This window comes from Campylobacter lari subsp. concheus, from assembly GCF_008245025.1.
Taxonomy (GTDB): domain Bacteria; phylum Campylobacterota; class Campylobacteria; order Campylobacterales; family Campylobacteraceae; genus Campylobacter_D; species Campylobacter_D concheus.
The window spans coordinates 1323303-1336884 of the sequence record NZ_CP043426.1; the positions used below are offsets into that span (position 1 = coordinate 1323303).

20 protein-coding genes are annotated in these 13582 nt (G+C 29.5%); all 20 read right to left on the reverse strand.

The window, feature by feature from the left end; genetic code table 11:
* Positions 1–23 precede the first annotated feature (23 nt).
* A complete protein-coding gene (locus tag CLCT_RS06835) occupies positions 24–323 on the reverse strand; it encodes a DUF2874 domain-containing protein (protein WP_039668870.1) in 300 nt (99 codons plus the stop codon).
* 64 nt (positions 324–387) lie between these two features.
* Positions 388–1326, reverse strand: a complete 939-nt coding sequence (gene trxB, locus CLCT_RS06840) for a thioredoxin-disulfide reductase (RefSeq protein ID WP_149062791.1) — start codon at positions 1324–1326, stop codon at positions 388–390.
* A 118-nt stretch (positions 1327–1444) separates the two neighbouring features.
* Positions 1445–1759: a thioredoxin gene (gene trxA / locus CLCT_RS06845; protein WP_039668871.1), complete on the reverse strand. Its 315-nt coding sequence runs from the start codon at positions 1757–1759 to the stop codon at positions 1445–1447.
* Positions 1760–1810: 51 nt separating this feature from the next.
* On the reverse strand, positions 1811–2149 hold the full coding sequence (locus tag CLCT_RS06850) for a YraN family protein (protein WP_012662111.1): 339 nt from the start codon (positions 2147–2149) through the stop codon (positions 1811–1813).
* Positions 2150–3403, reverse strand: coding sequence for a homoserine dehydrogenase (locus CLCT_RS06855; RefSeq protein WP_149062683.1), 1254 nt, complete (start codon positions 3401–3403; stop codon positions 2150–2152).
* 1 nt (position 3404) lies between these two features.
* Positions 3405–4607 carry an LL-diaminopimelate aminotransferase gene (locus CLCT_RS06860; protein WP_039668874.1) on the reverse strand — a complete coding sequence of 401 codons (1203 nt, stop codon included), beginning with the start codon at positions 4605–4607 and terminating at the stop codon, positions 3405–3407.
* A gap of 12 nt (positions 4608–4619) precedes the next feature.
* Positions 4620–5426, reverse strand: coding sequence for a hypothetical protein (locus tag CLCT_RS06865; RefSeq protein WP_149062684.1), 807 nt, complete (start codon positions 5424–5426; stop codon positions 4620–4622).
* Positions 5420–6298 carry a hypothetical protein gene (locus tag CLCT_RS06870; protein WP_149062685.1) on the reverse strand — a complete coding sequence of 293 codons (879 nt, stop codon included), beginning with the start codon at positions 6296–6298 and terminating at the stop codon, positions 5420–5422. The genes CLCT_RS06865 and CLCT_RS06870 overlap by 7 nt, the downstream gene beginning before the upstream one ends.
* Positions 6291–6971 (reverse strand): 23S rRNA (guanosine(2251)-2'-O)-methyltransferase RlmB, encoded by a 681-nt coding sequence (rlmB, locus tag CLCT_RS06875; RefSeq protein ID WP_039668877.1) that lies wholly within the window; start codon positions 6969–6971, stop codon positions 6291–6293. The genes CLCT_RS06870 and rlmB overlap by 8 nt, the downstream gene beginning before the upstream one ends.
* 19 nt (positions 6972–6990) lie before the next feature.
* Positions 6991–7809 carry a 16S rRNA (cytidine(1402)-2'-O)-methyltransferase gene (gene rsmI, locus CLCT_RS06880; protein WP_149062686.1) on the reverse strand — a complete coding sequence of 273 codons (819 nt, stop codon included), beginning with the start codon at positions 7807–7809 and terminating at the stop codon, positions 6991–6993.
* Positions 7809–8009, reverse strand: coding sequence for a 50S ribosomal protein L31 (rpmE, locus tag CLCT_RS06885; RefSeq protein ID WP_039668879.1), 201 nt, complete (start codon positions 8007–8009; stop codon positions 7809–7811). Before rpmE ends, rsmI begins: the two co-directional genes overlap by 1 nt.
* A gap of 77 nt (positions 8010–8086) precedes the next feature.
* A complete protein-coding gene (locus tag CLCT_RS06890; protein ID WP_149062687.1) occupies positions 8087–8749 on the reverse strand; it encodes a 16S rRNA (uracil(1498)-N(3))-methyltransferase in 663 nt (220 codons plus the stop codon).
* Positions 8749–9159, reverse strand: coding sequence for a hypothetical protein (locus CLCT_RS06895; RefSeq protein WP_039668881.1), 411 nt, complete (start codon positions 9157–9159; stop codon positions 8749–8751). Before CLCT_RS06895 ends, CLCT_RS06890 begins: the two co-directional genes overlap by 1 nt.
* The gene (locus CLCT_RS06900) at positions 9159–9359 is read right to left on the reverse strand and encodes a hypothetical protein (protein ID WP_039668882.1); all 201 of its coding nucleotides are present in this window, start codon (positions 9357–9359) and stop codon (positions 9159–9161) included. Before CLCT_RS06900 ends, CLCT_RS06895 begins: the two co-directional genes overlap by 1 nt.
* Positions 9359–9943 (reverse strand): 6-pyruvoyl trahydropterin synthase family protein, encoded by a 585-nt coding sequence (locus CLCT_RS06905; RefSeq protein WP_039668883.1) that lies wholly within the window; start codon positions 9941–9943, stop codon positions 9359–9361. Before CLCT_RS06905 ends, CLCT_RS06900 begins: the two co-directional genes overlap by 1 nt.
* Positions 9940–10689, reverse strand: a complete 750-nt coding sequence (locus tag CLCT_RS06910; RefSeq protein ID WP_039668884.1) for a 7-carboxy-7-deazaguanine synthase QueE — start codon at positions 10687–10689, stop codon at positions 9940–9942. Before CLCT_RS06910 ends, CLCT_RS06905 begins: the two co-directional genes overlap by 4 nt.
* The gene (gene moaA / locus CLCT_RS06915; protein ID WP_039668885.1) at positions 10689–11657 is read right to left on the reverse strand and encodes a GTP 3',8-cyclase MoaA; all 969 of its coding nucleotides are present in this window, start codon (positions 11655–11657) and stop codon (positions 10689–10691) included. Before moaA ends, CLCT_RS06910 begins: the two co-directional genes overlap by 1 nt.
* A gap of 9 nt (positions 11658–11666) precedes the next feature.
* Entirely contained in the window at positions 11667–12188 is a 522-nt protein-coding gene (locus CLCT_RS06920) for a DUF6115 domain-containing protein (RefSeq protein WP_149062688.1), read from the reverse strand.
* A complete protein-coding gene (locus tag CLCT_RS06925; protein ID WP_039668887.1) occupies positions 12181–12684 on the reverse strand; it encodes a hypothetical protein in 504 nt (167 codons plus the stop codon). Before CLCT_RS06925 ends, CLCT_RS06920 begins: the two co-directional genes overlap by 8 nt.
* Positions 12675–13550, reverse strand: coding sequence for a menaquinone biosynthesis prenyltransferase MqnP (gene mqnP, locus CLCT_RS06930; RefSeq protein WP_149062689.1), 876 nt, complete (start codon positions 13548–13550; stop codon positions 12675–12677). The genes CLCT_RS06925 and mqnP overlap by 10 nt, the downstream gene beginning before the upstream one ends.
* Positions 13551–13582 lie beyond the last annotated feature (32 nt).

Genomic DNA, 13582 nt, shown 5'->3' on the forward strand with positions numbered 1-13582 from the left:
TTAAAAGCAAATAACGCTTTTAATTAATCATCCCATTTTTGCCCTAAAAAATTTCCATTTCTATCAAAAAACATTTCCATATTATTACTTAGTTTAATTTCATATCCAAATTCCTCCCAATCCACATCTACAATAAAAGCTCCAGGAAAAGAACTTTGAATTTTATCTATAATAGGTTTAGAAAGCCCATAATAATTTTGCGCATAAGGATTATGCTGAGGCATATGAGGCATATTTTGTTGATATAAATTAGTATTTTGTTGTATAATATTTGCACTAGCCATTAGTACTAAAGTTGTACTTAGAATTAGTATTTTTTTCATTTTAGATTCTCCTTAATTTTTTATAGGAGAATCTTAATTAATTTTTGTGAAATTTATGTGAAGATTAATGCAAGTTTTCAATATATGCTAAAGCACTAAGTGCTGCAACTGCCCCATCGCCTGCTGCACATATTACTTGTTTTGGAGCATCTTTTCTTAAATCACCTGCTGCAAATAATCCTGCTATGTTAGTTTGCATTTTAAGATCAACACTCACTTGACCACCTTCTTCCATGGCACATAAAAATTCACCATTTTCTTGTTTTAAGATTTCATTTCTCACATTCAATCCAACAAAGGTAAAAATTCCAGGCACATCAAGATCTCTTTTAGATCCATCATTAAATGCTATTTTTACCTTATTAACACCCATATTATCACCACAAACCTCATCAACTACTGCATTTGTGATTAATTCTATTTTATCGTTATTTCTTACTTTTTCTACTGTTGAAGGCGCTGCTCTAAACTCATCTCTTCTATGAATTAAATATACTTTTGAGCAAATATTAGCTAGATACAATGCCTCTTCTAAGGCTGTATCTCCCCCACCTAAAACAGCTACTTCTTTATTTTTATAAAAGAATCCATCGCAAGTTGCACAAGTGCTTACACCTTTGCCAAAAAATTCATCCTCGCCTTTAAAACCTGCACGACGTGGAGTAGAACCTGTGCAAACAATAACAGCCTTTGCTTGCTCGACTTTACCATTTTCTAATTTGATATTAAAACTACCATCAGTATTTTTACTAATTTGTTCTACACCTATCATTTCATGTTTTAAACCAAAACGCATACATTGTTCATTCCATGGAGCCATAAAAGAAATTCCATCTAAAACTTGTGCAACTCCAGGATAATTTTCAATTTCTGAGCTTGAAGTTATTTGCCCACCTGGCGTACCTTTTTCAAACATTACAACATTTTTTAATCCGCCTCTAGTAGCATACAATCCCGCACTTAAACCAGCAGGACCACCGCCTATAATAGCTAAATCTAACATCATTATTTTCCTTGTGATTTATTTCAGAGATATTATACAAATTTTTCTTTAATTATAAATAATAAAAATTATTAAATAGTAAAAAATATGAAGAAAAGCCACTAAAAGTGGCTTGAGATTATAAAAGTGAGTTTAGTTTATCTGCTAAAACTTGTTTTGATTGAGCACCAACTAATTGATCAACCACTTCACCATCTTTAAAGAAAAAGATAGTTGGAATAGATCTTACGCCAAATTGCGCAGCTAAATCACCTTGCTCTTCTGTATTTACTTTGCAAATTTTAGCCTTACCGTCAAAATCATTTGCAAGCTCATCAATTACCGGCGCAAGCATTCTACAAGGTCCGCACCATGGAGCCCAAAAATCTACTAGAGCTACACCTTCTTTTGCTTGTGCAAAATTTTCTGTAGTTAAATCAATATATTTTCCCATGTTATCTCCTTTAATTTTTTAAGATTTTATTAGATTAAAATAAACATTCTCTTAATAACTAATGTTTTCTAAAAGTTTTATATCATCTTTATACACACAAAGTAAATCTAATTGAAAATTTTCATTGCTTTTGTGTTTCATAAAGTAATACTCTATGGTTTTAATAATTTTGTTATATTTTTTACCATCTAGTCTATAGGCTACTTCATAATTTCCTTGTGTACTTTTAACTTCAATAAAATGTAAAATTTTATCTTTTTTAGCAATAATATCAATTTCACCAAATTTAGAATGAAAATTTCTTTCTAAAATTTCAAAATCTTTATTTTTAAGATATTCGCATGCTATGTCTTCACCTTTTATACCAAAAAGATACTGTGATAAAGCCATTTAATCTTCTATTCTGATCATAAAAACATCATCTTTAACAAATTCTTGTTCTTTAAGTTTTTGAGTTAAAATTTGTATATTTTTTTCATAAGTTTGATGAGTGATAAAAAATAAAGTACTACAATCTTGTTTTTCTTTTTTTGGCTTTTGTAAAAAAGTATCAATTGAAATTTGATGTTCGCTCATTAATTGTGTAATTTTTGATAAAACCCCTATTTTATCCAATACTTTTAATCTTAGATAATATCTTGTATAAATTTCATCCTTATTTAAAAGCTTATAAGAAGTATCATTTAAATATCCAAAAATAGCACTATTTTTTTCTTTTCTTGCTATATCAATTAAATCTGCTACAACAGCACTTGCAGTTGCCTTGCCACCTGCTCCTGGACCATAGTATAAACTTTCACCCAAAATATCCCCATCTATACTGATAGCATTCATCACTCCATCAACTTTTGCTAACATTTTATCTTTATTTAACATAACAGAATGAACTCTTAGTTCTATTTTTTCATCTTTTATTTTAGCAATACCTAAATGTTTTATGGTGTACTCAAATTCCTTTGCAAAATAAATATCCTCATCACTTACCTTACTAATACCCTCAATCAAAATATCCTCAGGTTTTACTCTTAGTCCATAAGCAATATTTGCTAAAATTAAAAGCTTATGCGCGGCATCAAATCCTTCTATATCAAAAGTAGGATCAGCTTCAGCATACCCTAAATCTTGGGCTTTTTTTAATACTTCTTGAAATTTAGCATTATCTTCTGCCATCTTGCTTAAAATATAATTACTTGTGCCATTTAAAATACCTTTAATGGAAACAATATTGTTAGCACTCAAACCCTCTTTTAAAATTTTAATTATAGGAATTCCACCCGCCACGCTTGCCTCATAACCAAAAGCTGTATCTTGTGCTAATTTTTCAAGCTCATAACGATGATAAGCAAGCAAAGCTTTATTAGCAGTTACTACTGATTTTTTTCTTTTTAAAATTTTTGAAATTATCTCAAAAGGCAAATCAATACCACCCATTAACTCCACAAATACATCAATATCTTCACGCTCTAAAACATCATCAATATCATTAACCACAGAAATCAATGCATTTGGTTTTGGATTTCTTGCTAAAGCAATTACTGGAATAATTTCTTCATCACATCTTGCTTTAATTAAATCTTGATTTTTTAACAAAGTTTCTACAACAGCACTTCCTACCGTGCCATAGCCTAAAATTGCTATTTTCATTTTATTCTCTTAAGTATTTTTTGATATTTCTTGCTGCTTGACGAATGCGATTTTCATTTTCTATTAAAGCTATTCTAACATACTCATTGCCCGCTTCACCAAAGCCCACTCCAGGACTTACTGCTACATTTGCTTTTTGTAAAAGCTGCTTAGAAAATTCCATACTACCAAGATGAGCCTTACTTTGAGGGAGTTTTGCCCAAACAAACATACTTGCATTAGGCTTTTTTAACTCCCATCCTGCTTGGCAAAATGATTCTAGCAAGACTTCTAATCTTTTTGCATAAGTTGCCTTAATCTCTTCAACACAAGTTTGATCTCCATCTAAAGCTACAGTAGCAGCAACTTGTATAGGCGTATACATACCATAATCAAACCAAGATTTGATCTTTTTCAAAGCCGCAATTAAGCGTTTATTACCCACCACAAAACCCACGCGCCAACCTGCCATGTTGTAAGATTTTGAAAGTGTATAAGTTTCTACTGCTACATCTTTAGCACCTTCAATTTCAAAAATCGAAGGAGTTTTGTAAGAACCAAAAGTTAAGTCCGCATAAGCGATATCAGAAATAATATAAAATCTTTCTTTTTTTGCCATAGCAACCAATCTCTCATAAAAACTTTTTTCCACTGTAACTGTTGTAGGATTATGCGGAAAATTTACTACTACATATTTTGGACGAGGGATGCTTTCATGTAGTGTTTTTTGTAAATTTTCAAAAAAAGTATTTTCGTTTAATTCATAATTTTCATTAAAATCAAAATTCATAGTTGCTACACTACCACCTGCTATGATAAAAGCTTGAGTATGTATAGGATAAGCAGGTGTAGGCACAATAGCTACATCCCCTGGGTTAATAACAGCTCTTGCTAAATTTACAAAGCCTTCTTTAGAGCCCATTGTTGCAACTACTTCACTTTCAGGATCTAAATCAACATCATATTTTCTTTTATACCAATTACAAATTGCAAGTCTTAGTTTATAAATTCCACTCGAAGCAGAATAACCAGAAGTTTTGTCTTTATTTGCACTTTCACAAAGCTTGTCTATAATATGCTGAGGAGTTTTACCATCAGGATTTCCCATAGAAAAATCTATTATATCCTCTCCTGCTCTTCTTGCTGCCATTTTAATCGCATTAACTTCAGCAAAAACATAATTTGGAAGTCTTTCTATGGTATTAAAATGAATTTCTTCAAACATTATCCATCCTTTTTAGCGTCTTAAGTAAATTTTTAAACCCCTTTTTATATTATCAAGGCTAAACATATCCCCTATAATAGCATATTTTGCGCCCAATGGTATATTTACATTTACTTCATTTTGCTTATGTGTATTTTCTACACCTTGTATAAAATTCAAGTTTTTATCTAAAAATTGGATTTTGCAAAACCAAGAATCAAGATTGTGCGCACTAAGTTCCATACTTTTTGCACCTTGCAAATCAATAATATATTCTCTTAAAGGTTTGTTTAATTGAGTAATAATATTTAATGGAATTTGAGTATTGACTTTAGGTTTTGCTTTTGAAAAATCTAGCTCATATTCATAATTTAACTCTGAAATTTTGTAAATATCTTTAATAAAAACAGAACTACCCAGCAAAGCCTTATAAAAAACTCCTGGATCAAGCATGTACTGAGAATCTACAGCTAATTTATAAGTGATATAGTTTTCCCTTAAAGTTAATTCAGTTGGTATAAAATAAATATAACCTAGTTCATTTAAAGTATCATTAATTGTTTTAAAAAATAAAACAGAATCGGCTTGAGCTTTAAAACTAAAAATTAAAGTTTTTGGCTCATTTAATATAAAATTTGCCAAAGAATTGGTTTTTAAAATTTGAGAAATAGTATAAATATCTACATTTCCACGCTCATCTTTATAATCATTTCTTGCAAACAAAAGTTCCAATTGTGCGTCTTTAGAATTATCATTAACAATATGCTTAGCAACTTCTAAAGCACTTAGCGCAAAAGCATTAAGAGTAAAAAAAATGGAAAATATTAAAATTCTTACCATAATTTTCCTCTATTTTCTTTTATAAACTCAGCTTTTGTAATTTGCTTGATTTTACCATCTTTAATCATTAAAAACTTAGACACACCATTTTTAAACTCTAAAGTATTATTATTCTCATCATTCAAACTAAAAGCAGCATGACCTGTAGTAATAAGCATATCTTTATCTAAAGATAAAGTATAATCATTTTTAATAGTCAAAGAACTTTTTCTAAAAGTTTTTAAATCCACCATACCAAGCCAAAGCTCTGCACTTGGTTTTATAACACTTTCTTTAAGCAAAACCATATTTTCTTCAGGCATATTTAAACTAGTATTACCCTCTAATGTTTCTTCTGTAGTATTATTACTTTCATCTATTGATTCTAAAATAGCACTTGTGTTTGTTTCATTGTTTTCTGTGGTTTCATCAGCAAAAAAATTAAGAACTGGAACTTCATTCTCATCAACTTTTTCTTCTAAGATAATTTGTTCTTGATTTAGCACATTAGTAGTATTTTCATCTAGTGTAGAACTTTGGAAAAATCTTGAAACACCCCAGGCTAAAGCCACTATCAAAAGCACTACTACTATAATCACAATATACCATACACTTGAGCTTTCTTTGGTATATGAGTTCATTCTAGGAGCAATATGCACATGATTTTTTTTCTCAATACCATTTTCCTCTAAATAAGCATTATATTCTTCTAAAAAGCTAGAAAAATCAAGCTCATATTCTCTTTGTAAAATTTTAATAAAGCCATTTATATTAAAACGAGATAAAGACTTAAAATCTTTTTTAATGATATATTCAAGACAAGCTATTTCTATTTGTGTTCTTTTTTGAACTTCTAATAAATTTAAATCTTCTAATTTTTTCCAACTATCCATTTTTCATCCTATCGCAAAGTATTGCAAATGCCGCACTAACATTTAAACTATCAAAATCATTGTACATTTTTATACCTACACACTCATCGCATTTTTTAAGCACCTTTGGTGCTATACCAAAACCCTCACTTCCCATAATCAAAACTTTTTTATCTTTGGCCTTGATAGTATGTATATCACTACCTCCGCTTGCACCAGCATAGATATAAAAACCTTTTTGTTTTAATTCATTTATCATGCTTAAAATATCATCATTTAAAACTATTTTCATATCTAAAGCTGCGCCACTACTTGCGCGAATAACTCCATCCATAGCCACGCTTTTAGCTACCAAAATAATCCCATCAGCGCCCAAAGCATAAGCACTACGCACGATAGCGCCTATATTTCCAACATCGCTAATATTATATAAAATAACTATAAAATCTTTTTCTTTTAAACCCTCAAAAGAGCTAAATTCAAACTCATCAATTTCCATTAAAAAACCTTGATGATTTCCACCTCTTGCCAAACTTTGCGCGGCCTTAAAATCAAGTTTTTTAATTTTTTTTGATGCCTTTACTATTTTTGAAAAATCAGCTTTTTCACATTCTTTTGCTAAATAAATTTCCTTAATTTTTTCTTTGTGTTTTTCTAAGATATAAAAAAACACTTGCTTACCATAAACTATCATTTTTAAATAATAACCAAATTCAACTTAAAAGCAGTTTTTGATAATTTTCTTTTGGAGATTTTGCATTGATTTTTGAAAGAAGCTTTGCCTTTGTTTTTAAAGGTAAATCAAGTTCATAAATATCTTGTTCACGCAAGGTATTTTGGTGAAATTGCTTTTCTTTAGCACTTACGACTACACACCATTCACCACGCAAGTCCATTGTTTTTAATTTTTCTAAAGTTTCTAAGGCATTTGCTCTAAATTTGGCTTCAAATTTCTTTGTTGCTTCTTTTATGATAAAAATTTCTCTTAAAGGATCAATTTTACTAATTTCTTCTACTAAATTAAGTATTCTAGTGGGTGCTTCATAGACTATACTAGGATAAGGATTAAACATTAATTTTTCAATATCTTTTTGTCTTTGAGGATTTTTATTAGCCAAAAAACCCATAAAAATAAATTCTTTTTTACAAAACGCACTTGAAACTAATGCAAGCAAAGCGGCATTTGACCCTGCCAAGACTTCATAATCAATATTATTTTTAATGGCATATTCAATTAAAAATTGCCCCGGATCGCTAACACCCGGCATACCTGCATCACTCAAATATGCAATATCTTGTTCAAAAAAATCACCATCTATTTTTGCTAAAAAATCTTTTTCATTATGAGTGTGCAAGGCTAGATATTTATCAGGTTTTATTTTTAAATTAAATTTTTCATTAAGGAGATGAATTAAGGATTTGCAAACTCTAGTATCTTCGCATAAAAAGAGTTTGCATTTTTTTAAAATTTCTAAAGAATGAAAAGAAATATCGTTTAAATTTCCTATGGGCGTAGGAATAAAATATAACATTATTGCATTGCGTATTTTTTCTTAAATTTCTCTACACGACCCGCAGCATCTACGATTTTTTCACTACCTGTAAAAAATGGATGGCAGTTTGAACAAATATCAACTTTAATTTCTGGTTTATTTGACTTAGTAGTAAAAGAATTTCCACAAGCGCAACTAACTTTGCATTCTACATATTCTGGGTGAATTTCTTTTTTCATTGTTTATCCTTTTTCAAAACATTAAGGCATAATTATATAAATTTTTATATAAAAAATAGCTAAATTTAAGCGTGTTTTTAAATTATGAATTTTGAAGCAACCCCTATTAAAGCTGTTTGTGCTTTAAGTATAAAATCAGCCTGTAATTTTGCTTTTTTTACACTCTCCTCTCTTTCTTTTTGCGAAAATCCACCTTCAGCTCCAATTAAAAATACATGCTTATTAGGTTCAAAACTCATCAAATCTTCACCTTCAAAGTCTATTAAAACAATATTTTCATAAACTTGCTGAAATTTTTTAAAATCATCAAAGCTTTCAAGCTCCATTAAAGAAGCACGACCGCATTGTTGGGATGATTCAATAAGAATCTTTTCCATTCTTTTAAAATCTAATTTAAAATTCTTTTGTGAATAATCCATATACACAAAAGAAAGCTTAGCTACTCCAAGTTCATTTAAAAAAGGTAAGGTTTTTTCTATAATCTTTGGATCAATCACCGCTAAAGCCAAATGTAAATGCATTTTTAATTCTTGTTTTTCGTCTTTTTTATCCAGTAAATTTAATACACATGAGCGTCTAGAAAACTCTATGCATTCATAAGTGTAAGCAAAAAAATCCTTTAAATTTTTTAATATAATTTTATCGCCTACTTTAACTCTTCTAGCTTTTAAATGTAAAAAAGCTTCATTTTCTAACTCTAAATTTAAAGCACCGCTTTGTGGGTGATACAAAAATCGCATTAAAAATAAAACCTTTGAAGCAAATAAGGCACAAAAAGTAAAAATATACCCGAACACAAAATAAAAAAGCTTAAAAATCTAAATTTAGCATAACGTTTAAACAATCTTGCTTTTTTAAATAAAACAAATTGATAAATAGCCAAAGCAAAAATAAAAATCCAACAAAACCACATGGAAAGCATGTATAAATTTAACTCAAAATGCTTTAAAGCCCAAAGCAAACTTCCTGTAAAAAGTGTAATTGCTAAAAATAAATAATAAATTGGCAAAAATAGGCGAATTCTTTTTATAAAAATAAACTCTTGCGAAAAACTACTTTGAGTTAAATACAAATAAAATAACATTAAAAAGCCATTTGCGTATAAACTATATACATGCAATGCTAAAAAAAACTCATAACTTTGATCCATCACTGTCCTTGTGTGTTATTTTCATCTTTGATATCATCATCTACAGGTATAGGAAGCGTGTCATCATCTATAATAACATTAGAATCGCTTTGCTCAATTTGAACTTGTTCAGTCTGCACCTCTTTTTTTACGCTTGTATCTTCTTGGCTTGAGCAAGCAATAAAAAACAATAATGGCACGATCAATAAAATCTTTTTCATTACACCTCCTTTTGATTAATAAAAACAAAATTTGTATCTTGAAGTTTTTTAAAAAAATCTTTATCTTTCCATTCATCACTTATAGCTTGTGAAAATTCAATATCTGCCAAATTTATCTTTGGTAAAAACTCACTATAAGCATCTTCTCTAAAACCTTGTGCATAGCCTGTTCTTGTTTCATGCACAATAATACTTTTCAAACTAACACCTTGCTCGCCATTGACCATCTTAGTCTTTAAAAGCAAGGTATCTATCAACACAAAAAATATGCGTACAAAATTTTCCGCACTTACATTCACAGGTAAACTTACCCATCTTTGTGAGTGCTTTTTCATATCTTCTAAATAAACTTTATCATCATCTTTAAAAAGTGTAATAGCATGATCGAAACTATCAATAATTTGTTTTATTTCATCTTTTAACAAACCAAAATCATACACCATTCCCGCATTGTCAAGGTATTTACTCTCAAGTAAAATTTCTACCTTATAAGAGTGGCCATGTATGCTTGTTTTGCATCGTTTGGAGCTACAAAATCTAACAATATGAGCATTTTCAAATTCAAACATTTTTCTAATAATCATACGCCTTCTTTATCTCCCCAAATTCTAATATGCAATCTATCGGAGTAATTATATCCATTTTTTATACAAAATTCAGCAACACTTAAGGCATTTTTAGAAATTTCTTCTTCACTTGACCCCATAGGCATGCAAAACACCTCATTTTCACAAATTTGTAAAATTTCATTGATTTCGTTTAAGGCTTTACTTTCTTGTAAAAAATCCTTATCTAAAACAAATTTATAAAAACTATCTTTAGCATAATGTTTAAAAGCTTTCAAGGCTTTTTCATTAATCCTTTTTTCTTTTTTTACACCACTATTGCTAAGCTTTACACCCAAAGCAAAATAACATTTTTTATACAAAGGATATTTTTCAAAATCAATTTCAATGCTTGCATTTGTTTCAAAATGCACTTTAAAGTCATTTTCTAAAAGCAAATTAACAAAACACAAAAAATCTTTATTTTGATAATTTAACAAAGGCTCTCCACCCGTAATGACAACTATAGCTTTGTGTGAATCTGCTAGTTTTAAAACCTCATCAAAAAGCTTTGCTGAAGTATAGGTTTTATAACAAGCTTTAAATTCTTTGGTAAAAACGGCTCTTATAGTATCACAGCCCAAAAGTATTTTAGAATCTTTTTCTTTTTTTACTCCAAAGCCTACGCAATTAAAATTACATCCAACAAACCTTACAAATATAGCTAAATTTCCACTATATTTTCCCTCACCCTGCAAGCTTAAAAAAGTTTCAACAACTTCCATTATCCACCTGTTTGATAAAAGGCTCTTGTGGAGCTTTGGTTGGCTTCATTTCCTGCCCATCTATTTTTTTCTGATTTGTTTTTTATCACGGTTTTTAAAACTTCACAAGCACCTGCTATGTCTTTATTGCGTATGGCCTTTTTAATGCTTAAAGCCTCATCATAATATAAACAAGGTATTAAAAACCCTTCGGCTGAAAGTCTTATACGGTTACAACTATCGCAAAAATCATGGCTATGTGGATCAATAATACCAAACTTATACCCATCTTCAAGTTCATAAATAGTTGCAGGTGCATTTGGACTTTTTTGTCCTTGTTTAAAAGAATACTTTTGAGCAATAATATTTAAAATTTCTGCTGATTTTAAGCCTTTCAAATCCCCGTAAGCATGGTAATTTTCCATAAATTCTATAAAGCGAATTTGGCTTTTGCGCGCTTTGGCAAATTCTAAAAGATCGATAAATTCACTATCATTAATCCCTTTAAGAGCTACGGTGTTAAATTTAATATTAAAGCCTAATTCTAAAGCCTCATTAATACCATTTAACACATCCTTAAGTATGTTTTTTTGGGCTAATTTAAAAGCTACTTCTTCTTTTAAGGTATCTAAAGAGATATTAATTCTTTTTAAACCTGCTTGTCTTAAATCTTTTGCTTGTTGTTTTAATAAAGAAGCATTAGTAGTAAGTGCTAAGTCTATATCCTGTTTATACTCACTAATCATAGCAATAAATTTATGTAAATCTTTTCTTACTAAAGGCTCGCCACCTGTAATACGAATTTTTTTAACCCCTTCATCAATACAAACTTTAACAAACATAAAAAGTTCTTCAAATGATAAAAGATTTTCCTTAGCACTCCATTCAAATGGAGTTTTTGGCATACAATAAAGGCAACGAAAATTACATCTTTGTGTTACTGAAATTCTTAAATAATCTATTACTCTTCCATAGCTATCTACTAACATCAAAGGCCTTTACAATAATTTATTAAATTTCAAAATAAGCTCAACTCTACCCATACCTATACGCAAATCTTTAGCAATTTGCTCAATGGATTTTTTTTGATTAAAAAGCTCTATTACCTTTTGTTCTTCATTATCATAGCTTGGGCTTAATTTTGTAATACTTTGGGTTTTTTGTTCTAAATTTAATAAACGATTTTTTTGCTCACTTTGAAATTCTTCAATCACCTCTTCTACTTCTTTTAAAGCGCTTAAAATAGGAATAATATTTTGATTAATTTTTTGTTCTAATACTTGCAAAAGCTCTTCTTTTAATTCTTCTTTAATGGCTTCAGTATCTATTTCTTTTTTTTCTTGCTCTTGCTCATCTAAACTTTCTTTTTTTAAATAATGATATTGCTTATTTAAATCTTCTATCATCTTACCAAGCTCATTAATCTTAGCAATACTTTCTTTTTCTTTTATCATCATATAAGCAAACATAGCAAAAATTAATAAAGCTACCACAAGCCACAATAATATATCACTACCCATTTTCTTGCTCCTTTAAAATCTTAATCATCGCTCTTTGCATATTTGCTACAAAATTATCATACGCAAGCTCATCTTCTGCTTTTATTTGTGTGATTTTTGCCTCATTTTCATTTAAGGCTTTAAAAAAAATACTAATTTTTTGACCATTTAATTCAAATCTTGCATAATATTCCTCATCTTGAGTCAAACACTTATCTTTAAACCGAATGTGTGCAAAATTTACACCCACCGCAAAGGCTTTATATTTTAAATCTGTAAATAATTTTGTTTTATTGATATCATTTTTTATCAAATACAATTCTTGCTTTATATCCATAAGCAAATCAAAAATAATTTGCTCACCTTCGCTAAATTCCACTCTTGAAGCAAGCTTTTTCCATTTGCTTAAATTAACATAATTATTACTTGAAAGATATTCTTGCAAAAACTCTTCATATCTTTCTTTACTCTCTTCAAACTCAAGCTCTAACGAACTTTTAAAAAAATTTATCTCCATAAAAGATCAACCCAAATAAATATAAAAAACACTATACTTAAATACCCATTTAAAGTAAAAAATGCTTTATCGATTTTTGCAAAATTCTTTCTAACAATGCGGTGCTCAAAAAATAAAATAATCGCACTAATTATCACGCCCAAAAAGGCAATATTTCCCGTTGGAGCCACCCAAACAAATAAAAGCCAAAAAAGTACTGCTAAAACATGACAAAACGCTGAGATAAATAAGGTTGCATCAAGCCCAAATTTAGCAGGTATAGAGTGCAAGCCTGTTTTTTTATCATATTCCATATCTTGCAAAGCATAAAGCAAATCAAACCCAGCCGTCCAAAAAGTAACACCCAAACACAAAATCACACTATAAATTTCAATACTTCCCAAAACTACAATGCTACCTGCAATAGGAGCAAGTCCTAAGCAAAATCCTAATACTAAATGCGCTAAGGATGAAAATCTTTTAAAAGCTGAATAAATAGCTAAAATAAACAATACCGGTAAAGAAAGAGCAAAGGCTAGCTTATTAATAAAATAACTTGCCAAAACAAAAATAATAGCATTTAAAATAATAAAAAGTAAAATACTAGTTTTGCCTATACGCCCATCGATATTAGGTCTATTTGCGCATCTTGGATTATTTTTATCAATATCCTCATCCATCAAACGATTAATCGCCATTGCAAAATTTCTTGCACTCACTGCACAAATAACACCCAAAAACAAAGCCTTAAAACCAAACCAAGTACTATCATTTAAAATAACAGAAGCCACAATCATTGAAGTGAATAAAAAGGGTAAAGCAAAAATAGAATGCTTAAAAACTATCAAGTCTAAAATATCTTTCAATTTTTCTTTTAATATAGGCATTTTTTCTCTTTATAATATATTTTTGTTATGAT